23 protein-coding genes are annotated in these 22650 nt (G+C 60.9%); 17 read left to right on the forward strand and 6 right to left on the reverse strand.

Going from position 1 to position 22650, the window contains the following annotated elements:
- Positions 1-134 precede the first annotated feature (134 nt).
- From lpdA to ACPYOJ_RS04510, 6 genes are all read left to right on the forward strand, one after another.
- Positions 135-1601: a dihydrolipoyl dehydrogenase gene (gene lpdA / locus ACPYOJ_RS04485; protein ID WP_481415169.1), complete on the forward strand. Its 1467-nt coding sequence runs from the start codon at positions 135-137 to the stop codon at positions 1599-1601.
- Between the two features lie 53 nt (positions 1602-1654).
- Positions 1655-1909, forward strand: a complete 255-nt coding sequence (locus ACPYOJ_RS04490) for a GlsB/YeaQ/YmgE family stress response membrane protein (protein WP_481415170.1) — start codon at positions 1655-1657, stop codon at positions 1907-1909.
- Positions 1910-1922: 13 nt separating this feature from the next.
- The gene (locus tag ACPYOJ_RS04495) at positions 1923-2171 is read left to right on the forward strand and encodes a GlsB/YeaQ/YmgE family stress response membrane protein (protein WP_481415171.1); all 249 of its coding nucleotides are present in this window, start codon (positions 1923-1925) and stop codon (positions 2169-2171) included.
- Positions 2172-2258: 87 nt separating this feature from the next.
- Positions 2259-3230: a lipoyl synthase gene (gene lipA, locus ACPYOJ_RS04500; protein ID WP_481415172.1), complete on the forward strand. Its 972-nt coding sequence runs from the start codon at positions 2259-2261 to the stop codon at positions 3228-3230.
- A gap of 94 nt (positions 3231-3324) precedes the next feature.
- Positions 3325-3897, forward strand: coding sequence for a P-loop NTPase family protein (locus ACPYOJ_RS04505; RefSeq protein WP_481415173.1), 573 nt, complete (start codon positions 3325-3327; stop codon positions 3895-3897).
- Between the two features lie 9 nt (positions 3898-3906).
- Positions 3907-4353, forward strand: a complete 447-nt coding sequence (locus ACPYOJ_RS04510) for a type II toxin-antitoxin system RatA family toxin (RefSeq protein WP_481415174.1) — start codon at positions 3907-3909, stop codon at positions 4351-4353.
- 14 nt (positions 4354-4367) lie between these two features.
- Here the strand turns inward: ACPYOJ_RS04510 and ACPYOJ_RS04515 are convergent, their stop codons facing one another.
- From ACPYOJ_RS04515 to ACPYOJ_RS04525, 3 genes are all read right to left on the reverse strand, one after another.
- On the reverse strand, positions 4368-4670 hold the full coding sequence (locus ACPYOJ_RS04515) for a hypothetical protein (RefSeq protein WP_481415175.1): 303 nt from the start codon (positions 4668-4670) through the stop codon (positions 4368-4370).
- Positions 4671-4738: 68 nt separating this feature from the next.
- Positions 4739-5245 carry a CinA family protein gene (locus ACPYOJ_RS04520; protein ID WP_481415176.1) on the reverse strand — a complete coding sequence of 169 codons (507 nt, stop codon included), beginning with the start codon at positions 5243-5245 and terminating at the stop codon, positions 4739-4741.
- Entirely contained in the window at positions 5242-6462 is a 1221-nt protein-coding gene (locus ACPYOJ_RS04525) for a bifunctional 2-C-methyl-D-erythritol 4-phosphate cytidylyltransferase/2-C-methyl-D-erythritol 2,4-cyclodiphosphate synthase (RefSeq protein WP_481415177.1), read from the reverse strand. Before ACPYOJ_RS04525 ends, ACPYOJ_RS04520 begins: the two co-directional genes overlap by 4 nt.
- A 143-nt stretch (positions 6463-6605) precedes the next feature.
- Between ACPYOJ_RS04525 and dusB the strand changes: the two genes are divergently transcribed.
- From dusB to hflX, 8 genes are all read left to right on the forward strand, one after another.
- Positions 6606-7628: a tRNA dihydrouridine synthase DusB gene (gene dusB, locus ACPYOJ_RS04530; RefSeq protein WP_481415178.1), complete on the forward strand. Its 1023-nt coding sequence runs from the start codon at positions 6606-6608 to the stop codon at positions 7626-7628.
- Positions 7625-8767 carry a two-component system sensor histidine kinase NtrB gene (locus ACPYOJ_RS04535; RefSeq protein ID WP_481415179.1) on the forward strand — a complete coding sequence of 381 codons (1143 nt, stop codon included), beginning with the start codon at positions 7625-7627 and terminating at the stop codon, positions 8765-8767. The genes dusB and ACPYOJ_RS04535 overlap by 4 nt, the downstream gene beginning before the upstream one ends.
- The gene (gene ntrC / locus ACPYOJ_RS04540; RefSeq protein WP_168832779.1) at positions 8764-10215 is read left to right on the forward strand and encodes a nitrogen regulation protein NR(I); all 1452 of its coding nucleotides are present in this window, start codon (positions 8764-8766) and stop codon (positions 10213-10215) included. The genes ACPYOJ_RS04535 and ntrC overlap by 4 nt, the downstream gene beginning before the upstream one ends.
- Before the next feature lie 218 nt (positions 10216-10433).
- Positions 10434-12704 carry a sensor histidine kinase NtrY-like gene (locus ACPYOJ_RS04545; protein ID WP_481415180.1) on the forward strand — a complete coding sequence of 757 codons (2271 nt, stop codon included), beginning with the start codon at positions 10434-10436 and terminating at the stop codon, positions 12702-12704.
- Positions 12694-14058, forward strand: coding sequence for a nitrogen assimilation response regulator NtrX (gene ntrX / locus ACPYOJ_RS04550; protein WP_481415181.1), 1365 nt, complete (start codon positions 12694-12696; stop codon positions 14056-14058). Before ACPYOJ_RS04545 ends, ntrX begins: the two co-directional genes overlap by 11 nt.
- Before the next feature lie 63 nt (positions 14059-14121).
- Complete coding sequence (locus ACPYOJ_RS04555) at positions 14122-14985, forward strand: D-amino-acid transaminase (protein ID WP_481415182.1); 864 nt, start codon at positions 14122-14124, stop codon at positions 14983-14985.
- Positions 14986-15095: 110 nt separating this feature from the next.
- Positions 15096-15338 carry an RNA chaperone Hfq gene (hfq, locus tag ACPYOJ_RS04560; RefSeq protein ID WP_003539403.1) on the forward strand — a complete coding sequence of 81 codons (243 nt, stop codon included), beginning with the start codon at positions 15096-15098 and terminating at the stop codon, positions 15336-15338.
- A 77-nt stretch (positions 15339-15415) separates the two neighbouring features.
- Positions 15416-16744: a GTPase HflX gene (gene hflX, locus ACPYOJ_RS04565; protein ID WP_481415183.1), complete on the forward strand. Its 1329-nt coding sequence runs from the start codon at positions 15416-15418 to the stop codon at positions 16742-16744.
- A 7-nt stretch (positions 16745-16751) separates the two neighbouring features.
- On the opposite strand, the gene ACPYOJ_RS04570 is transcribed toward hflX, so the two are convergent.
- From ACPYOJ_RS04570 to ACPYOJ_RS04580, 3 genes are all read right to left on the reverse strand, one after another.
- Complete coding sequence (locus ACPYOJ_RS04570; protein ID WP_481415184.1) at positions 16752-17441, reverse strand: methyltransferase family protein; 690 nt, start codon at positions 17439-17441, stop codon at positions 16752-16754.
- A gap of 90 nt (positions 17442-17531) precedes the next feature.
- Positions 17532-18365, reverse strand: a complete 834-nt coding sequence (gene mazG, locus ACPYOJ_RS04575) for a nucleoside triphosphate pyrophosphohydrolase (protein WP_481415185.1) — start codon at positions 18363-18365, stop codon at positions 17532-17534.
- Between the two features lie 6 nt (positions 18366-18371).
- A complete protein-coding gene (locus ACPYOJ_RS04580) occupies positions 18372-18959 on the reverse strand; it encodes a deaminase (protein ID WP_481415186.1) in 588 nt (195 codons plus the stop codon).
- Positions 18960-19207: 248 nt separating this feature from the next.
- Between ACPYOJ_RS04580 and cysG the strand changes: the two genes are divergently transcribed.
- The 3 genes from cysG to ACPYOJ_RS04595 are packed head-to-tail and all read left to right on the forward strand — an operon-like array spanning position 19208 to position 22640.
- Positions 19208-20644 carry a siroheme synthase CysG gene (gene cysG, locus ACPYOJ_RS04585; RefSeq protein WP_481415187.1) on the forward strand — a complete coding sequence of 479 codons (1437 nt, stop codon included), beginning with the start codon at positions 19208-19210 and terminating at the stop codon, positions 20642-20644.
- A gap of 2 nt (positions 20645-20646) precedes the next feature.
- On the forward strand, positions 20647-20961 hold the full coding sequence (locus ACPYOJ_RS04590) for a DUF2849 domain-containing protein (RefSeq protein ID WP_481415188.1): 315 nt from the start codon (positions 20647-20649) through the stop codon (positions 20959-20961).
- A gap of 8 nt (positions 20962-20969) precedes the next feature.
- Complete coding sequence (locus ACPYOJ_RS04595) at positions 20970-22640, forward strand: nitrite/sulfite reductase (protein WP_481415189.1); 1671 nt, start codon at positions 20970-20972, stop codon at positions 22638-22640.
- Positions 22641-22650 lie beyond the last annotated feature (10 nt).

A 22650-nucleotide genomic window follows, 5' to 3' on the forward strand; every position in this document is an offset into this window, starting at 1 on the left:
TTCGTCGCGCTGCGGCGGGCGGAACGGCGAGCGCGGCGGAGGCGGCGCAGACGCTGTGGCGCTTTTTGAAAAACAGCAGGAAACACGAGTGGGCGCTTTTGGCCCGCCACGCCCGATAACAAAGGCAGGAAAATATGGCTGAGAACTACGACGTCATCATCATCGGCTCCGGACCGGGCGGCTATGTCGCCGCCGTGCGCGCTGGTCAGCTGGGATTGAAGACCGCGATCGTCGAACGCGAGCATCTGGGCGGCATTTGCCTGAACTGGGGCTGCATCCCGACCAGGGCGCTGCTGCGTTCGGCCGAAATTCTCGATCATTCGAACCATCTGAAGGAATACGGCCTCGTTCTCGAGGGCACCGTCAAGCCGGATACCAAGGCCGTCGTCGCCCGCTCGCGCGCCGTTTCCGCCCGCCTGAATGCCGGTGTCGGCTTCCTGATGAAGAAGAACAAGATCGACGTCATCTGGGGCGAGGCGAAAATCACCAAGGCTTCGACCGGCGCTCAGCCAGGCGAAATCGTCGTCTCGAAGTCGTCCAAGCCGGTGGTCGAGCCGCAGCATCCGCTGCCGAAGAACATCAAGAGCCAGGAAGGCACCTATACCGCCAAGCACATCATCGTCGCGACCGGTGCTCGCCCGCGTTCGCTTCCCGGTATCGAGCCGGACGGCAAGCTGATCTGGACCTATTTCGAGGCACTGAAACCGGATGTCCTGCCGAAGTCGATGATCGTCATGGGCTCTGGCGCCATCGGCATCGAATTCGCGAGCTTCTATCTGTCGATGGGCGTCGATGTGACGGTGGTCGAAATCATGCCGACAGTCATGCCGGTCGAGGATGCGGAAGTGACCGCCATCGCCCGCAAGCAGCTGGAAAAGCGCGGCATGAAGATCTTCACGAGCGCCAAGGTGGCGAAGGTCGAAAAGGGCGCCAACAGCGTCACGGCGCATGTCGAGACCGCCGACGGCAAGGTGCAGCAGATCACCGCGGATCGCATGATCTCCGCCGTCGGCGTCCAGGGCAATATCGAGAATCTCGGCCTCGAAGCGCTCGGCGTGAAGACCGATCGCGGCTGCGTCGTCGCCGATGGCTACGGCAAGACGAATGTCCCGGGTATCTACGCGATCGGCGACGTCGCCGGCCCGCCGATGCTTGCCCACAAGGCGGAGCATGAAGGCGTCGTCTGTATCGAGAAGATCGCCGGCGTTCCGGGCGTTCATCCGACCGACAAGGGCAAGGTTCCGGGCTGCACCTACTGCCAGCCGCAGGTGGCTTCCGTCGGTCTGACGGAAGCCAAGGCCAAGGAATCGGGCCGTGAGATTCGCGTCGGCCGCTTCTCCTTCGTCGCAAACGGCAAGGCGATCGCGCTCGGCGAAGACCAGGGCCTCTGCAAGGTCATCTTCGACAAGAAGACCGGCGAACTCCTGGGCGCCCACATGGTCGGCGCTGAAGTGACCGAACTGATCCAGGGCTTCGTCGTCGCCATGAACCTGGAGACGACGGAGGAAGAGTTGATGCACACGATCTTCCCGCATCCGACCGTTTCCGAGACGATGAAGGAAGCGGTGCTCGACGCCTACGGCCGGGTGCTCAACGCTTGATAATTTCCTTTTCCGCCCTCTATCCCGGGTGGAAAAAACGAAAGGAAATCATCATGTCGATTGAGACGCAGGCCCTGCTCATCTTCCTCCTGATCGGCCTCGCCGCGGGCTTTCTCGCGAGCCTGGTCGTCGGTGGGGGCGGATTGATACGGTGCCTGCTGAGCGGCATTATCGGTGCGTTCGTGGGCGGGTTTCTGTTCAATGCCTTGGGCATATCGCTCGGTATTGAAAATGCGCTGGTCGTGCAGATCATTCACGCCACGGTCGGCGCCATCATCGTGGTGCTGATCGCTAGGGCGATAGCCTGAGGGTAGGGCGACTATGGAAGGTGTGGGCTGGATAGCGGCAATCATCATCGGCGGTCTTGCGGGCTGGCTCGCTGGCAAGCTGATGGAGGCGCGGTACGGCATTCTGTTGAACATCGTGCTCGGAATCGTCGGTTCGGTCGTCGCGACCGCCATTCTGGCGCAGTTCCACATCGAAGTGGCCGGAGGACGGCTCGGTTATTTCATCACCGGCTTTCTGGGCGCTTGCCTGCTGATATTCCTCGCGCGGCTCGTCCAGCGATAATGCGCGCGGCTCAATTGTAAGAGCCGGGCAAAAAGCTTATGTGCAGACTGATGAAGCCGCATGGGGCGGCGGAAAGTTGAAACTGCAATGGTAACCATTCTCGACACGATCAATCCCGACGCCAAGCGCGTGCGGCATCCGGAAAAGGCGCATCGCCCCGATACGGAAGTCCTGCGCAAGCCGGACTGGATCCGCGTGAAGGCTCCGACCTCGAAGGGCTATGCGGAGACGCGCTCGATCGTCAAGGAACACAATCTCGTCACGGTCTGCGAGGAAGCCGGCTGCCCCAACATCGGTGAGTGCTGGGACAAGAAGCACGCGACTTTCATGATCATGGGCGAGATCTGCACGCGTGCCTGCGCTTTCTGCAACGTCTCGACCGGCAAGCCGAATGCCCTCGACATGGCCGAGCCCGAAAATGTCGCGAAGGCCGTCAAGCAGATGGGCCTTTCCCACGTCGTCATCACCTCGGTCGACCGCGACGACCTGGAAGACGGCGGCGCCGAACACTTCGAGAAGGTGATCTGGGCGATCCGTGCAGCATCGCCGGAGACGACCATCGAGATCCTGACCCCGGACTTTCTGAAGAAGCCGGGCGCGCTGGAGCGCGTCGTTGCTGCCAAGCCCGATGTCTTCAACCACAATCTGGAAACCGTGGCCGGGAACTACCTGACGGTTCGCCCAGGCGCCCGCTACTTCCACTCCATCCGCCTCTTGCAGCGCGTGAAGGAGCTCGACCCGACCATGTTCACCAAGTCCGGCATCATGGTCGGCCTGGGCGAAGAGCGCAACGAAGTCCTGCAGCTGATGGACGATCTGCGCACCGCAGATGTCGACTTCCTGACGATCGGCCAATACCTGCAGCCGACCCGCAAGCATCACCAAGTGATGAGCTTCGTGACGCCGGAGGAATTCAAGTCCTACGAGACGGTGGCCTACACCAAGGGCTTCCTGATGGTGGCTTCGAGCCCGCTCACCCGGTCTTCGCACCACGCCGGCGACGACTTCGCCCGCCTGAAGGCCGCCCGCGAAAAGAAGCTGCTTGTAGCGGCTGAATAATCAACGAAGGCTTGCGTTTTCAAAGAGCCGCGGCGATGTTGCCGCGGCTTATTTGTTTCTTGCCTAACGCAGCGCCAACGGGGAGCTATAGAGGATGCCGGCATATATCGACGATATGAGCCATGGCGCTGGCATCTTGCGCCGAGCGGATCGCATCATGGTGATCGGTTGTTCGGGCGGCGGCAAAAGTACGCTCTCGCGCCGGATCTGCGATCGCCTCGACATCCCCTATGTCTCGATGGATCGCGAGTTCTATTGGCTGCCGGGTTGGGTGAAACGCGAGAAAGCGGAAGAGAGGGCGCTAATCGCCGAAACAGTGTCGCGCGAGCGCTGGCTCATGGATGGCAGCGGATCGTCAACCTTCGATCTCAGGCTGCCGCGGGCGCAGATGGTGGTCTGGGTGCGCGTTCCCCGCTGGCGATGTCTACTCGGCGTGACAAAGCGGGCCTTCCGCTATCTGGGTAAAACCCGGCCGGACATGGCGCCAGGCTGCGTCGAGCGCGTTCCTGATCGGGAATTCCTCTCCTACATCTGGAATTTCGAGAAGCGCTTTGTGCCTCACATTCTGGCGCAATTGCAGAGACATGGAGCGAACATTCCGGTTTTGCAGCTTAAAAGCCACGCGGAAATGCGCCGCCTTCTTGATCTTCTCGGTGCTCCCGCTTAACTGCCCTTCATGCCGCAATTCGAAACCCACCACCGCGTTCCGCACTCTGCCGAGCAAATGTTCGATCTTGTTGCCGACGTAGAACGCTATCCGGAATTCTTGCCGCTCTGTGAAGCCTTGAGCATCCGCAGCCGCAAGGAGCGCGATGGGAGGATCTTGCTGATTGCCGATATGACGGTCGGCTACAAGGCGATCCGCGAGACCTTCACGACGCAGGTCTTGCTCAACAAGGCGGAGCAGCTCATCGACGTCAAATACATCGACGGGCCATTCCGATATCTCGACAACCGCTGGCGCTTCGAGGATGTCCCCGGCGACGGCTGCACGATCCACTTCTTCATCGACTACGAGTTCAAAAGCCGTGTTTTGGGCGCGCTGATGGGCTCGATGTTCGACCGCGCGTTCCGAATGTTCTCAGAGGCGTTCGAAAAACGAGCCGAAGCGATCTACCGGTAGGTCAGACGGCGCAATTACCGATCGGGGTAGTAGCGATATGCCGGATAGGCATATGCCCCTCTGTCGATAAAGCCCCGCCGAGACAGGCAACTCCTCAACGCCGCATTGTAATAAAGGCTATACGGATACGGCGAACCTCTCCACCAGGACGATGCTTCGTACTGGCAATATGGAAGCGCCCGGTTGTAGTGCGCGAGCACGACCGGGTCAGAGTCGACGCGGACCTGCCCGAAATATGTTTCGTAATTCGAAGGCGATTCGGCCGCGGATATGCAGCCCAAGCTTAAAGCAACTCCCAATGCAGCCAGATACTTCATCGACGTGATCCCTCAAGTGTGGCTCCACTGAAGAATTGGCGCCGGCGCGCATTCTTTCAAGCCCCTGACTATGCGTGGTTTTCTTGGAGGTCGATCAACATTTCGAGCGCGGTCAGGACGGTGGCAAGACGGACCTTGTCCCGGCCGATATTGCCGTAGAGCATTTTTCGATGGATGAGTGCGCCGCTGCGCGACTTGGCAGCCAGATGAACCAGTCCCACCGGCTTTTCCGGCGTGCCGCCGCTCGGTCCGGCAATACCCGTCACGGCGACGGCGAAATCGGCGCGAGAGCGGAAGAGGGCGCCATGCACCATCTGCCGCGCGGTCTGTTCGGAGACGGCGCCGAAGCCTTCGAGCGTCCGTTCCTGGACGCCGAGCAGCTCGATCTTCGCCGTATTGGTGTAGGTGACGAAGCCGCGATCGACGACCGCCGAGGAACCGGAGATTTCCGTCAGCGCCCCGGCGATCAATCCGCCGGTGCAGGATTCGGCCGTGGCGAGCATTTTCTTCGCGGCTGTGAAATCGCGAACAATCTTCTCCGCGAGCGAAAGGATGTCGTCCGTGAAGATGCTCATCCTTTGGCTCCGCGATAAACGACTGTTGCCGTTGCGATCGCCGCGATGCCTTCGCGACGGCCGACAAAGCCGATCTTCTCGTTCGTTGTCGCCTTCACCGAGCAGCGATCGATCGAGATTCGGAGAAATTCGGAAAGATTGGCGCGCATGGCCTGACGGTGCGGACCGATTTTCGGCGCTTCGACTATCAGCGAGATATCGGCATTCATGATCGTTCCGCCGTTATCCCGAACGATTGTTGCCGCATGTTCGAGGAATATGCGGGACGCAGCGCCCTTCCACTGCGGGTCTGATGGCGGAAAATGATCGCCGATATCGCCGGCGCCGCAGGTGGCCAGCAGCGCATCGGTCAGGGCATGCAGGGCGACGTCCGCATCCGAATGGCCCTTGAGCCGCTGATCATGCGGAATGAAAACCCCGCAAAGTATGACGCCGTCGCCGGGCTCCAGCTGGTGGACGTCATAGCCATTGCCGGTGCGCACATCCGGCAGCAGCGGCGACGAAAGCCTGTCGTCGGCCAAAGCGATATCCCGCTTGACCGTCAGTTTCACGTTGTCGGCAGCTCCTTCGACGATCGTGACCGGAATGCCTGCCCATTCGGCAATGGAAGCATCGTCAGTGAAATCCGTGCGGCCGATCTCGCTTGCCTTTTCATGGGCGTCGAGGATGGCGTCAAAGGCAAAGGATTGCGGCGTCTGGGCGGCAAAGAGCTGCGCACGCGAGACAGTTTCCAGGACCGTGCCGGCGCGGTCGGCGCGTTTCAGCGTGTCGGCAACGGGCATTGCAGGCAGCACCGCCGGTGCACCCTCGGCCAGCGCATCGGCTATGCGGTCGAGAAGCAGGTGATCGAAGAACGGCCGAACGGCATCATGAACGAGCACGTGGGTGATGCCCTTGTTTTTCAGATGCCTCAATCCAGCAAGAACCGACTGCTGTCGGGTTGCCCCGCCGTGAACGGTTTCGATCGGCGTGGCAGAAAGGATTTGCCGGAATGCCTTTGCAAAGAGCGCCTCGTCGTCGGGATGGATGACGACGACGATTTGAGCCGCATGTTCCCATGTCATGAAGTTTTCAAGCGTATGGGTGATAATCGGCTTTCCGCCGACCATGCGGTATTGCTTCGGGCCTTCTTCAGGCGCGCCCGCCCGCTCGCCACGCCCGGCGGCGACAATGACAATTCCGGCTGATATTGGTTGCTTCGAGTGCATCTGCGGCATAATTCCCTAAAATATGCAGAAGGCGGCTTTCAGCTCTATCGCCTCGGCGGTCCGCTTTCCAGCATCTGCCCGAAAAATATCAATTGTTACGGAAGCCCCTTGGCAAGAGCGTTGAGTATGGCTAAAAATCGTGCAGTAACATTGTGTGCCTGAAAGATAATCAATTGCATTCCATCAACCTTGCCGCGCCCTTGCAGATCGGAAATGTCTCCGTGCGCAACCGCGTTGCGCTGGCACCGATGTCCGGCGTCACCGACATGCCTTTCCGCCAACTCGCCTGGCGTTATGGCGCCGGTCTCGTGGTGACCGAGATGGTAGCAAGCCGGGAGCTAGTGAACAACACGGCCGAATCCTGGTCGCGTCTGAAGGCGGCCGGCTTCAAGCCGCATATGGTGCAGCTTGCAGGGCGCGAGGCGCATTGGATGGCGGAGGCTGCAAAGATTGCCGCTGGCAGCGGCGCCGACATCATCGACATCAACATGGGCTGCCCCGCCAAGAAGGTGATCGGCGGCTATTCCGGCTCGGCGCTGATGCGCGATCCCGATCATGCGCTGGGCCTTATCGAGGCAACGGTGAAAGCGGTCGATATCCCGGTCACGCTGAAGATGCGGCTCGGCTGGGACGAAAATTCGCTCAACGCCCCTGACATCGCCAAACGCGCAGAAGATGCAGGCGTGAAACTAATCACCATCCATGGCCGAACCCGTATGCAGTTCTACGAGGGCAAGGCGGACTGGAATGCGATCCGCGCCGTTCGCGATGTGATTTCGATACCGCTGATCGCAAATGGCGATGTCGAGACGCATGACGACGCTGAGGAGATCCTTCACCGCTCGGGCGCCGATGCAGTCATGATCGGCCGGGGGTGCCAGGGGCGCCCATGGCAGGCAGGCGCGCTGGCAGGCGAAGCCGGTCCCGCGGCAAGCGCAATTCCCGACATTGTCGTCGAGCACTACGAGATGATGCTGGACTTTTACGGAGCCGCAACGGCGATCCGCCACGCGCGCAAGCATCTTGGCTGGTACCTCGAGCGTTTCGCGCCGTCGCTAGCGGCAGCAGAGAAGGCGGCAATCATGACCTCGCAAATGCCTGGAGACGTTATCGCGCGCCTGCGCGACGCACTGGCGGGCGGGTTGGAGCTTTCAGAAAGCCGGGAGGCGGCATGACGGACAAGGGCCAAGCCGATCAGACCGGCGGAGCCGTCGCGATGGCGGTGCTCAACGCAATTCAAAACCCGGTCGTGATGGTCGACGCGGCGGGCTTGATCGCCTTCGCCAACTGGGAGGCCGAAGCGTTTTTTGGCGCCAGTGCATCGCACCTCGCGCGCTACAAGATCTCCACGTTTATCCCGTTCGGCAGCCCGCTGCTGGCCTTGATCGATCAGGTGCGTGAACGCAAGGCGCCGGTCAACGAATATCGCGTCGACCTGAGCTCGCCCCGTCTTGGCCAGGACAAGCTGGTCGACCTCTATGTCGCGCCGCTGGTCAGCGAGCCGGGATCTGTCGTCATCGTCTTCCAGGAGCGCTCGATGGCCGACAAGATCGACCGCCAGTTGACGCATCGGGCAGCCGCGCGATCCGTGACGGGGCTCGCCTCGATGCTCGCACACGAGATCAAGAACCCGCTCTCCGGCATTCGAGGCGCAGCGCAACTTCTCGAGCAATCGGTCGTCGATGACGACCGCTCGCTGACGAGGCTCATCTGCGACGAGACCGATCGCATCGTATCGCTGGTGGATCGGATGGAAGTGTTCTCCGACGAACGGCCGGTCGATCGGGTGCCGGTCAATATCCATTCCGTACTCGATCATGTGAAGGCGGTGGCAAAGGCCGGGTTTGCTCGGCATATCCGCATCACCGAGAGCTACGATCCGTCGCTCCCCGCTGTTTACGCCAACCGTGATCAGCTTGTGCAGGTCTTCCTGAACCTCGTCAAAAACGCAGCCGAAGCGGTCGGAGACCGGCAGGACGGGGAAATCCTGCTGACGACCGCTTATCGCCCCGGCATCCGTCTGTCCGTCGCCGGAACCCGGGAAAAGATCTCGCTGCCGCTGGAGTTCTGCGTGCAGGACAACGGGCCTGGCGTTCCTACCGACTTGCTGCCGCATCTGTTTGATCCGTTCATCACGACGAAAACGAATGGCAGCGGACTTGGTCTTGCGCTCGTCGCCAAGATCATCGGCGATCACGGCGGCATCATCGAATGCGACAGCCAGAACAACAAGACGACGTTCCGCGTCCTCATGCCGGCATCGAAGGATGCCTCGGCCGAAGACGCGGCAAACCCCACAGGAACTTCTCGATGACAGCAACGATCCTCGTCGCAGATGATGACGCGGCCATCCGTACCGTGCTCAATCAGGCGCTCAGCCGTGCGGGTTATGATGTCCGCATCACCTCCAACGCTGCCACTCTCTGGCGTTGGGTGTCTGCAGGAGAAGGCGATCTTGTCGTGACCGACGTCGTGATGCCCGACGAGAATGCCTTCGACCTGTTGCCGAGAATCAAGAAGGCGCGCCCCGAACTGCCGGTTCTCGTCATGAGCGCGCAGAACACCTTCATGACCGCCATCAAGGCGTCCGAGAAGGGGGCCTACGACTATCTTCCGAAGCCCTTCGATCTCACGGAGCTCATCGGCATCATCGGCCGGGCGCTTGCCGAACCGAAGAAGAAGCCGGCCAAGCTCGATGAGGACATGCAGGACGGCATGCCGCTTGTCGGCCGCTCGGCGGCCATGCAGGAAATCTATCGCGTTCTCGCACGCCTGATGCAGACGGACCTGACGCTGATGATCACGGGTGAATCGGGTACCGGCAAGGAGCTCGTGGCACGCGCCTTGCACGACTACGGCAAGCGCCGCAACGGTCCGTTTGTCGCCATCAACATGGCGGCAATCCCTCGCGACCTGATCGAATCCGAGCTGTTCGGTCACGAAAAGGGTGCCTTCACCGGCGCCCAGACCCGGTCCACCGGCCGCTTCGAACAGGCCGAGGGCGGCACGCTGTTCCTCGACGAAATCGGCGACATGCCGATGGATGCACAGACCCGCCTTTTGCGCGTATTGCAGCAGGGTGAATATACGACCGTCGGCGGGCGTACGCCGATCCGCACGGACGTTCGCATTGTCGCGGCGACCAACAAGGATCTGAAGCAGGCCATCAACCAGGGTCTGTTCCGCGAGGATCTCTACTATCGTTTGAATGTCGTTCCGTTGCGGCTGCCGCCGTTGCGCGACCGCGCGGAGGATATTCCCGATCTCGTCCGGCACTTCATCCAGCAGGCGGAGAAGGAAGGGCTTGGCACCAAGCGCTTCGACCAGGAAGCTATCGAACTGATGAAGGCCTATGCCTGGCCGGGCAATGTCCGCGAGTTGGAGAACCTCATCCGCCGCCTTGTCGCACTTTATCCACAGGATGTGATCACCCGCGAAATCATTGAATCCGAGCTTCGGTCCGACGTCCCGGACAGCCCGATCGACAAGAGCCCGATCCGTGCGGGATCGATGACGATCGCGCAGGCCGTGGAGGAAAACATGCGGACCTATTTCGCAAGTTTCGGCGAGAATCTGCCGCCTTCCGGGCTTTACGACAGGGTTCTGACCGAGATGGAGTATCCGCTCATTCTTGCGGCATTGACTGCCACACGCGGCAACCAGATCAAAGCGGCAGACCTGCTCGGCCTCAATCGCAATACCTTGCGCAAGAAGATCCGGGAACTCGGTGTCTCTGTTTACCGGAGCTCCCGTACAGCTTGACAACCCAGCAGCGTGCGTTGCATTTTCGCCACAATGCGTTGCTTAAAGGCCACGCATGGGGATTGGAATCGCAGTGCTTCGAAGCCTTTGATGGCGGCGCTCGTTGTTCGGCGGAATTTCGCTGGAATGTTGAGGCATGCCGGAGCTTTGCATAGCGATCCAGAACCGCTCGATTGAATCCTGGGATGGCGGCCTGTGCCGCTTGGAGTGACGACTTGATGAAGCGGGATGCGGCACCGCCTGCGGCAGATAGCGATACGGTTTCGACCGTCACCGATCGCCGGGCGCTGTTTGCTTTGCCTGGTCTCGTCCTGGCCGGCGGCGCGTTGCTTTGCGCGACGCTGACACTCTTCATCCTGCTCGGCGTGACACCGATCGACCCGACCACCCGCGTCGTCATCACCTCCGTCGTGGTGAACTCCTTCTTCGTCCTGGGGCTGATCGCGCTGATCGGGCGCGAAGTTGTGCGGCTGCTGAAAGCCCGCTCGCGCGGCCGTGCGGCGGCCCGTCTTCATATCCGTATCGTCGTCCTGTTCTCGCTCGTCGCCATCACCCCGGCGATTCTGGTGGCGATCTTCGCCAGTATCACGCTGAACGCCGGCCTCGATCGCTGGTTTGCGCTGCGCACCCAATCCATCGTCAGTTCCTCCCGCAATATCGGTCAGGCCTACATGATGGAGAACGCCAGCTATCTGCAGGGCCAGACGATTTCCATGGCTAACGACCTGGAACGCAACAGAGTTCTCTACAATCTCGACCGCACGGGCTTTGCGGACCTGATGACGCGCCAGGCGCGCGGCCGCGGCCTGCTTGGGGCGTTCCTCGTCGAGAGTGACGGCGCGGTCATCGTTCAGGCGGATATCAAGACCGAAAAGCCCTTGCCGGCAATTCCCCCGGATGCACTGCAAAAAGCCGCGGCAGGACAGCCGACCCTCATTCCGCCGGGCGTGACCAATCTCGTCGGCGCCATTATCAAGCTGGAACAGATTCCGAGCGCGTTCCTCTACACTGTGCGTGCCGTCGACCCGAAGGTCATGGGCGCGATGCGCATGATGGAGGAGAATGCGACGGAATACCGCTCGATGGAGGCGGGACGCGTTTCCCTACAGATCGCATTCGCTGTTCTCTATATCGGCTTTGCCTTGATCGTTCTGCTCGCGGCTATCTGGACGGCCATCGCCGTTGCCGACCGGATCGTTCGCCCGATCCGCTTGCTGATCACCGCTGCTGACAGCGTGGCCTCCGGCAATATGGACATTGTCGTGCCGGTGCATGCGGTTGACGGCGACGTTGCCAGCCTGTCCCGCACATTCAACAAGATGATCTCGGAAATCCGCACGCAGCGTGATGAGATTCTGGAGGCAAAGGACGAGGTCGACGATCGCCGCCGCTTTATCGAGGCTGTTCTGTCGGGTGTGACCGCGGCGGTGATCGGTGTCGCGAGCGACCGCCGGATCACGATCGTCAATAGCTCCGCCGAGACGCTGATGACGCTGTCTGCGCCCGACATGCTCGGTAAGCAGCTGAATGAAATTGCGCCCGAGGTCGATCAGGTTCTCACGGAGGCAGCGTCGCGCTATCGCGGTGACTTCCGCAAGCAGATTGCGCTTGTACGCGGCGGAACGGTGCGGACGCTCAGCGTGCAGGTTACCCGCGAGGAAGTTCGAGACACGAGAGATTCCTACGTCATAACGCTCGACGACATCACCGATCTCGTGATTGCGCAGCGCTCGACGGCATGGGGCGACGTGGCGAGACGCATTGCCCACGAGATCAAGAATCCCCTGACGCCGATCCAGCTCTCCGCCGAACGCATCCAGCGCCGCTACGGAAAGCAGATCAATCAGGACGACCGCACCGTCTTCGACCAATGCACCGACACGATCATCAGGCAGGTCGGCGATATCGGCCGGATGGTCGATGAGTTCTCCGCGTTTGCGCGCATGCCCAAGCCGACGAAAGAGCCGAGCGACCTTCGCGAGATCCTGCGTGATGCCGTCTTCCTGCGTGAGATGGGCAATGCCCATGTGACCTTCCTTCAGGAATTCGGCGACCAGCCGCTGAAGGGGCTGTTCGACAGCCGCATGCTGGGCCAGGCCTTCGGAAACCTGATCAAGAATTCGGTCGAAGCGATTGACGCCGTGCCGAGCGGAGAACGCGAGGAGCGCAAGGTTCTGGTGCGGGCGTCGCTGGATGAGGGACGGGACCGGTTCACGGTCGACGTCATCGACAATGGCCGCGGCCTGCCGGTGGAGAACAGGCACAGCATCCTGGAGCCGTATATGACCATGCGCGACAAGGGCACCGGGCTCGGGCTCGCGATCGTTAAGAAGATCATTGAAGAGCACGGCGGGCAGCTGGAACTGCACGACGCGCCCGCAGATTTCGACCAGGGAAGGGGAGCCATGATCCGCGTGCATCTGCCGCGCATCGACCAGACCCCGACGACCCCGGCATCAAGTGACAAGGAAAGTGTTTATGGCCTCTGATATTCTCGTCGTCGATGATGAGCACGATATCCGCGAGATCGTCTCCGGCATTCTCTCGGATGAAGGACACGAGACACGGACTGCGCACGATAGCGACAGCGCGCTCGCCGCGATTTCCGATCGCGCGCCGCGGCTGATCTTTCTCGATATCTGGATGCAGGGCAGCAAGCTCGATGGTCTTTCCTTGCTGGACGAGATCAAGGTCCGTCATCCGGATATCCCAGTCGTGATGATTTCGGGCCACGGCAATATCGAGACGGCTGTTTCCGCGATAAAGCGCGGCGCCTTCGATTTCATTGAAAAGCCGTTCAAGGCTGACCGCCTCATCCTGATCGCTGAACGCGCGCTGGAAAACTTGAAGCTGAAGCGCGAAGTGTCCGAGCTGAAGCGCCGGGCCGGCGATGCGGTTGAACTGATCGGTACTTCGGTTGCCGTTTCGCAGCTTCGCCAGACGATCGAGAAAGTCTCGCCGACCAATAGCCGCATTATGATTTCCGGCGCATCCGGCTCCGGCAAGGAGCTGGTGGCGCGCATGATCCATAAGAAGTCGGCGCGCGCCAACGGGCCATTCGTTGCGCTGAACGCTGCGAATATCACGCCTGATCGCATGGAAATCGCGCTTTTCGGCACGGAAGGCTCGCCCGGTCAGGCGCGCAAGGTCGGAGCGCTGGAAGAGGCCCATCGCGGCATCCTTTACCTTGATGAAGTCGGCGAAATGCCGCGCGAGACGCAGAACAAGATCCTGCGGGTGCTCGTTGACCAGCAGTTCGAGCGTGTTGGCGGTTCGAAGCGCGTCAAGGTGGACGTCCGCATCATCTCGTCGACGGCTTACAATCTCGAAAGCCGGATTGCCGAAGGCTGGTTCCGCGAAGATCTCTACCACCGCCTTGCGGTCGTTCCCGTTCGCGTTCCCGCGCTGGCGGAGCGGCGCGAGGACATCCCCTTCCTCGTCGATCAATTGATGCGTCAGATTTCCGAGCAGGCGGGCATTCGTCTGCGTCGTATCGGTGACGATGCGATGGCGGTGCTGCAGGCACATGACTGGCCGGGCAATATCCGCCAGCTGCGCAACAATATCGAGCGTCTGATGATCCTCGCGCGCTCGGATGGTCCGGACGCGCCGATCACTGCCGACATGCTGCCGACGGACCTCGGCGATATGCTGCCGAAGGTCTCCACCAAGAATGATTACCACATCATGACCCTTCCGCTGCGTGAAGCCCGCGAGATGTTCGAAAAGGATTACCTGATCGCGCAGATCAACCGTTTCGGCGGCAACATTTCGCGCACAGCGGAATTCGTCGGCATGGAACGCTCCGCGCTCCACCGCAAGCTGAAATCGCTCGGCGTCTGACTGCTGCCGGCGCGGATATATTGCGCCGGTCCCCTCGTCCATTGCCTCACAATCAGGTTTCCCATGCCGAGAATTTCCTACGTCAATGGTCGCTACGTACCGCACGCCGACGCAGCGGTGCACATCGAAGACCGGGGCTACCAGTTTGCCGACGGCGTCTACGAGGTTTGCGAGATACGCCACGGCTACATCGTCGACATGACCCGCCATCTTGACCGGTTGAACCGCTCGCTTGGCGAGTTGCGCATCGCCTGGCCGATGAGCCGCGAGGCGATGATCCATGTCATTCGCGAAACGGCGCGGCGGAACAAGGTGCGGAACGGCCTGTTCTATATGCAGGTGACGCGCGGCGTCGCCCGCCGTGACCATGTTTTTCCGGCCGAAGGCACCAAGCCCTCATTGGTCATCACAGCCAAGAGCACCGATCCGTCGGTCATTGCAAAGAAGAATGCAAACGGCATCAGGGCAATCACCGTTCCCGAGAATCGCTGGGATCGGGTCGACATCAAGACCGTCGGCCTTCTTTCCAATGCCATGGCCCGGCAGCAGGCGAAGGAAGCCGGCGCTCAGGAGGCGATCTATGTCGATGCCGACGGCTTGGTGACAGAGGGGGCTGCGACCAACGTCTGGATCGTCGATGCGGACGGCACGCTGATCACGCGGCCGGCCGAGCATGGCATCCTGCGCGGCATCACACGCACGACGCTGATGGATGTCGGGGCGAAGCTCGGCCTCCGAATCGCCGAGCGCAACTTTACGGTTGCGGAAATGCTTGCGGCGCGGGAAGTTTTTGTTACGGCCGCCACAAGCATTTGTTTTCCCGTGGTTTCCGTCGACGGAAGCACCATTGCCAACGGCCATCCTGGCACGATCTCGCAGAATATCCGCGAAGCCTTTTTCGACGTTGCGGAAAAGATTGCGATTTGATACCAAGATTTGCTAGGCGGAAGGGATGAGGGTTACCAGCCGCCTTGCAGGAGATGTTGATCAATATTCACCGGCACGATCAAGCCGGCAATAAAGAAAGAAGCGGCGCGATGGCGGAACGTTCTCAGAATCTGCAGGACTTATTTCTCAATACTGTTCGCAAACAAAAGATTTCTCTCACAATTTTTTTGATTAATGGTGTAAAGCTCACGGGCGTTGTCACTTCTTTCGACAATTTCTGCGTTCTACTTCGCCGTGACGGGCATTCGCAACTCGTGTATAAGCATGCGATCTCGACGATCATGCCGGGCCAGCCGATGCAGATGTTCGAGAGCGAAGAAGCAGCGTCCTAACAGGATCAGCCGTCATTTCGACACGTGATACCAAGAATGATTCGATCATCCCGGAGCATCAGAAACTTCGGGATGACATGCGAGCGACCGTCGTCGTTCCTGTACTAAAGCAGGCGCGGGGCAAGGCCGCGCCCCTTGATGGCGCCGCGACCCGCTCGCCGGAGAGCCGCGTCGAGGAAGCGACGGGTCTTGCGGAAGCAATCGATCTTGATGTCGTTAGCGGCTTCATCGTGCCGATCGCCGATCCGCGCCCGGCAACGCTGCTCGGCACCGGCAAGATCGAGGAGATCAAGGCGCAGCTGGATGCGAATGATTCCGGCCTGGTGATCGTCGATCACCCGCTGACGCCGGTACAGCAGCGCAATCTGGAAAAGGAATGGAACGCCAAGGTCATCGACCGGACGGGCCTCATTCTTGAAATCTTCGGCCGGCGCGCCTCCACGAAGGAAGGCACGCTGCAGGTCGATCTTGCGCATCTGAATTATCAAAAGGGCCGTCTGGTCCGCAGCTGGACCCACCTTGAACGCCAGCGCGGCGGCGGCGGTTTCATGGGCGGCCCCGGCGAAACGCAGATCGAAGCCGACCGTCGTCTGCTGCAGGATCGAATTATCAAACTGGAGCGCGAGCTGGAGCAGGTCGTGCGCACACGCCAGCTTCACCGGGCCAAGCGCAAGAAGGTGCCGCATCCGATCGTGGCGCTGGTCGGCTATACCAACGCCGGCAAATCGACGCTCTTCAATCGGATTACGGGGGCAGGGGTTCTGGCGGAAGACATGCTCTTTGCCACGCTCGATCCCACGCTTCGCCGCATGAAGCTGCCGCATGGCCGCACCGTCATCCTGTCCGACACCGTCGGCTTCATCTCTGATCTGCCGACGCATCTTGTCGCCGCTTTCCGCGCGACGCTCGAAGAGGTGCTGGAGGCCGATCTGATCCTCCATGTGCGTGATATGTCGGATGCCGACAATCAGGCGCAGAGCGCGGACGTCCTGCGCATCCTGAACGACCTCGGCATCGACGAGGCCGAGGGCGCCAAACGCATCATCGAAGTCTGGAACAAGATCGATCGCCTGGAACCGGAAACGCACGACGCGATGGTCCAGAGGGCCACGGGCGCAGAGAACGTCGTCGCCGTTTCGGCGATCAGCGGCGAAGGTATCGATGGCCTGATGCAGGAAATCAGCAAACGGCTTTCCGGTGTCATGACCGAGACGACGATCCGGCTGCCGGTGGACAAACTGGCGCTGCTGCCATGGCTCTACGAGCATGCGATCGTTGACGGCCGCGAAGACAATGAAGACGGCACTGTTACGCTGGACCTTCGACTTTCGGAATCCGAGGCCGCGGAGCTGGAAAGGCGGATGGGCCACGGACCCAAGCCGCCGCGTGAGGATTGGGAACGGTAGGCCGCCGTCAGTAGACGAGTGGGACGAGCCTGTATCTGACCCGTTCGCAATAGGCGCCGTATCCAGAAAGATCGGCGGACAGGTACTTCTCTTCGTCCAGCAACCGCGTCACCAGCCCACCTAGCAGGAACGGCACCACGATCAGTCCCCACCATGATCCGAGGCTGAGTGGCGCGCCGAGGAAAATCAACAGGCCGGCCGTGTACATCGGGTGCCGCACGATGCCGTAGAGACCATTCGTTACGACGGTCTGACCCTTCGCGATGCCGATTGTAGCCGAGGCGAAGGAATTCTGCCGAAAGACGAACAGGCAGCCCACAAAACCGAGAGCGGTTAGAAGATTTCCGGCGATGACGAGCACGATCGGCATGGAAGAGCCCGCGAAGCGATGCTGCAATCCGGAAGCCGCATAGAGAGCCAGCATCGCGACGCTGTTGAATGCCTGAATACGCTTCTGCGCCGGCTGCTGCTCCGAAGCTGGCCCGGAGTTCAGCCGCCGTTCGGCAAGCCTGGGGTTGTACTTCGCGAGATATGCGCCGATGGCGCCGGTCCAGACCGTGAAGTTTGCGAGGTAGACCCAGGCTTGCCAGTAGTCGAACGTGCCAGAGCAGGCAAATATCAGCGCCGCCAGGAAGATTATGAATAGCGCTGTGCTCCGGGTAAGGCGGGCGCCGAGCCCGGTCGGTCTCTCCTCCATGTCACGCTCCCGATCTCTTTGTTGTCGGCAGCACCGCGGCGGGCGCGACAAGCCTTCGACCGAGCGTGATGAGGTCGATAAGGACCGACGCTAGCCGATTTGCCGCTCGATCGCCTTGGCCGCCTGCCAGATCTCCTCCATCCGCTCCAGCGATGCGGCTTCCAGCATTTCGCCTTCTGCTTCAAGAGTCGTCTCGATGTGATTGAACCTGCGTCGGAATTTCGTATTCGTGCCGCGAAGCGCCTGCTCGGGATCAGCTTTGACATGCCGGCCGATATTGGCGATGGCGAAGATCAAGTCGCCGAGCTCGTCGCTGACCTTCGCCTGATCGCCATCCTTCAGCGCCGCGCGCAGCTCTTGGATTTCCTCCTCGATCTTGTCGAGGATCGGTTCCGGCGCGGACCAGTCGAAGCCCACCGTTGCAGCGCGTTCCTGCAGTTTCAGCGCTTCGGTGAGCGCCGGAAAGCTGCGCTGCACGGAACCGAGAAAACCTGCTTTGAAATCCTCGGAGAGGCCGCGCTTTGCCCGCCGCTCCGCGCGCTCGCGTTTCTCTGCCTGCTTGATGTCGTCCCACTGCTTCTTCACAAGTTCCGGCGTATCGGCATCGGATCGCGCAAAGACATGCGGGTGGCGCCGGATCATCTTGCGGGTGATGGCTTCGACGACGTCACCGAAGGAAAATTCGCCGGCCTCCTCGGCCATGCGCGCGTGGAAGACCACCTGCAGCAGCAGGTCGCCGAGTTCCTCGCAGAGATCGTCCATGTCGTTGCGTTCGATCGCGTCGGAAACCTCGTAGGCTTCCTCGATCGTGTAGGGCTTAATGGTCTCGAAGGTCTGGACGACGTCCCAGGGGCAGCCGGCCTCGGGATCGCGCAGGGCCGCCATGATCTCGATCAGGCGCGAAATGTCTTTGGAAGCTTCCATGATGGCTCAGTTCAGTGGGATCTCGTTGGCGTTTTTCGACGCTTGATAGGTATTCGACAGGGCATCGTAGCGTGCCCTGATGCGGGCAGTCTGTGCCTTGAGGCTTTCTTTTAAGTCAGGCTCTTCGGTTTCGACAAGGTCGGCAATGGCAAAGCTGCTCCAGAAGGCATTCTGCCGCCGGTAGCCGCCTGGCTCAAGGCCGAAGACCTCTTTCAGAATCTTGAGATCGTGCGGGATGGCGAAGCTGTCGCGCGAATCTTCATGGCTGAAGAAGTAATAGAAATTGTCGAAGCCGGCCCAGGTGATTGCCGACATGCACATGGTGCACGGTTCGTGCGTCGACAGGAAGATCAGATCCCTGGTTGGCGGCTTGTCGTTCAGTTCGTAGAATCGCTTCAGCGTATGCACTTCGCCATGCCAGAGAGGGTTCTCGAGCTCGTTGTTGGTTTCCGCCACGACGAGCGAAAGATCGGATTTGCGCAGGATCGCGGCCCCGAAGACCTTGTTGCCCGAGGCGACGCCAAGCTCAGTCATCTGCAGGATATCCTGTTCCATCACGTCGAGCAGGCGCGGCGCGATCGTTTTTGACGGCATGGCTTTCTCCTTCTGCCCAAACTCTATCCCGCCCGGCCTCGAAGAAAAATGCCGAAATGCCAGGTGGACGTTTTTGACCACAAGCTTTATATTGCAGTGCAGCGACAACGGCGTCGCTCGGGCGACTTTTCTCAAATCCGTGGCATGCAGGCAAAAGAATACGCGGTCAGCGTAGGCTTTCGAATTTCTGTTTCTTCAACGTCTTGCCCCTTACGGGCATATTGGCGCAACTTCGAAGTGGAATGATAATGCCTTCCAAGAGCGAACAACTATCGGTGTTTCCCGCCTTCTTCCGTGTGGAAGGTCGCGCAGCAGCCGTTTTCGGTAACGGGGACGAGGCCTTTGCGAAGGTGCGCCTGCTCATGAACACGCAGGCGCGGATCGTTGCCTATGCCGATCGCCCGGAGGCGGATTACCACGCGTTCCTGATTGCAAACCGCATCGAGACCGTCAGGGCTTCGTTCTCGCCGGAGCAGGTCGAAGGTGCCACACTCGTTTTTGCCGCGACTGGCGATACGGCTGCGGACCGCGCCATCGTCGATGCAGCGCGCGCTGCCAGAATTCCCGCCAATGCCGTCGATCAACCCGATTACTGCGATTTCTTCACGCCGGCGCTCGTCAACCGCGCTCCGGTCGCGGTTGCGATCGGCACCGAGGGCGCGGGTCCGGTCCTTGCGCAAATGATTCGTGCGCAGATCGATCAGTTGCTTGCGCCGTCGCTCGGCCGTCTCGCCGAGTTAGCGACAAGCTACCGCAAGACAGTCGAGCAGCTCATTCCGCGCGGCGTCTCGCGCCGGGTCTTCTGGCGCCGGTTCTTCTCCGGCCCTGTCGCCGATGCGGTCGCCAACGGCAATCTGCCGGAAGCGCGCCGTGCTGCCAGCAACCTGCTGCAGGCGACGGGTAAAGTCGAAGGACGCGTCTGGCTCGTCGGCGCCGGTCCGGGCGCCGAAGATCTGCTGACGCTGCGCGCCCAGCGCGTGATGATGGAAGCCGACGTCATCGTTTTCGATGCTCTGGTGCCGCAGACGATCGTCGACATGGGCCGCCGCGACGCCGAGCGTCTTTCCGTCGGCAAGCGCAAGGGCTGCCATTCGAAGTCGCAGGAAGAGATCAACGATCTGCTGGTCCAGCTTGGCCGCGAAGGCAAGCGTGTCGTGCGCCTGAAGTCCGGCGATCCGCTGATCTATGGCCGTGCGGGCGAGGAAATGGCGGCGCTGCGAGCCGCCGGTATTGCCTATGAGGTTGTTCCGGGCATCACGTCGGCATTTGCTGCGGCGGCCGATTTCGAGCTGCCGCTGACCTTGCGCGGTGTTGCATCCTCGCTGGTCTTCACGACCGGCCATGACCTGACTGGCGACGTATTGCCCGATTGGGCAAGCCTTGCCGTGTCCGGTGCAACGATTGCCGTCTATATGGGCCGCACCGTTGCCGCGTCCGTTGCCGAACGGCTGATGACGGCGGGCATTCCGGCTGAGACCACCGTTGCCGTCATCGAAAATGCCAGCCGTCGCGATCGCCGTCTGCTGCATGGCATTCTGCGCGATCTTCCCGACCTGCAGCATCGTGACGAGTTGACGGGCCCCGTCATGGTCATTATCGGCGATGCGGTTGCAGGCGCCAATTTCGAACTGTCCGAACCGCTCGTGCGCCATGCGGCGACGGCGGCGGAATTTGCAAGGAGCTAAAGATGGTCGACAAGGTTCTGACCGCCAACAGGCTGACGGACGGCGTAGCCGTATGGCTGAACGCCGGGGGCGAATGGGTGACATCGCTGCAGGAGGCGCTGGTCGCCCGGCACGCCGAGGCCGAGGCCGCTCTGGAAGAGATCGGCAAGAAATCCTACGCGGACAACAAGGTCGTTGATGTGGCCGTCGTCGAAGTCCAGGAGACCACCGGCGTGCTCTGGCCGCTCCGCCTTCGTGAGCGCATCCGCGCCCAGGGTCCCACCATGGAATATGCGCCGGGTTACAAGCCGGCCGATCCCGAATTCATCGCAGTCTGAGGAAGCCGATGTACCGTTACGACGAATTTGACCACGCCTTTGTCACCGAGCGTGTTGCGCAATTCCGCGATCAGGTTGAGCGCCGTCTTTCCGGTGAGCTCGCCGAGGACGCATTCAAGCCGCTGCGCCTGATGAACGGCGTCTATCTGCAGCTTCATGCCTACATGCTGCGCATCGCCATCCCCTACGGCACACTGAGCTCGCGCCAGCTGCGGATGCTTGCCCACATCGCCCGCACCTATGATCGCGGCTACGGCCATTTCACGACCCGCCAGAACCTGCAGTTCAACTGGCCGAAGCTTTCCGAGATTCCGGATGCCTTGGCCGATCTCGCGACCGTCGAGATGCATGCGCTGCAGACGTCCGGCAACTGCATTCGCAACGTCACTGCCGACCATTTTGCCGGCGCTGCTGCCGACGAGGTCGCCGACCCGCGGCCCTATGCGGAGATCCTGCGCCAGTGGTCGTCGGTGCATCCTGAATTCTCCTACCTGCCGCGCAAGTTCAAGATTGCCGTCACGGGTGCCGAGCGTGACCGCGCCGCGATCCAGGTTCATGACATCGGCCTGCACCTGAAGAAGAACGACAAGGGCGAGCTCGGTTTTGCCGTATATGTCGGCGGTGGCCAAGGCCGTACGCCGATGGTTGCCAAGCTGATCCGCGATTTCCTGCCGGAAGAGGACCTGCTGTCCTACACGACCGCGATCGTGCGCGTTTACAATCTGCACGGCCGCCGCGACAACAAGTACAAGGCTCGCATCAAGATCCTGGTCCACGAAACCGGCGCCGAGGAACTGGCGCGTCAGGTTGAGGCCGAGTTCGCGCAGTTGAAGGATACCGAGCTGAAGCTGCCGGAAACAGACGTTCAGGCGATCGCGGCCTACTTTGCACCGCCCGCGCTTCCCGAACGCGCCGAGGGCTGGGAGAACCTTGCCCGCTGGAAGAAGGCCGACCCCGCTTTCGCCCGTTGGGTGCAGCAGAATGTCGCCCCGCACAAGAACCCCGACTACGGCATGGTGACGATCTCGTTGAAGCCGATCGGCGGCATCCCTGGCGACGCGTCTGATTCCCAGATGGATGCGATTGCCGATCTTGCCGAGGAATATGCCTTCGACGAGATCCGCGTCAGCCACGAACAGAACCTAATCCTGCCGCATGTGGCGCTTGCCGATCTTGAGGCCGTCTATCGCGGCCTGGTCGGCATCGGTCTTGCCGAAGCCAATGCCGGCCTCATCACCGATATCATTGCCTGTCCGGGGCTGGACTATTGCGCGCTCGCCAATGCGCGTTCGATTCCCGTCGCACAGGAAATCTCCAGGCGTTTCGGCTCGCCCGAGCGTCAGGCTGAGATCGGTGAGCTGAAGATCAAGATCTCCGGCTGCATCAATGCTTGCGGGCATCACCACGTCGGCCATATCGGCCTGCTTGGCGTCGAAAAGAAGGGTGCCGAACTTTACCAGATCACGCTTGGCGGTTCCGGTGATGAGCACACCTCGATCGGCGAAATCATCGGCCGCGGTTTCGCGCCGGATCGGGTCACCGACGCGATCGAAACGATCGTCGACACCTATCTCGGGCTCCGCCAGAGCCCATCGGAAACCTTCCTAGCCGCCTATCGCCGCGTCGGACCGCAGCCCTTCAAGGATGCGCTCTATGGTGCGGCTGCGGAAGCGGCTTGAGGAGACGACG

This window comes from Rhizobium sp. SVR5-9E, from assembly GCF_056755095.1.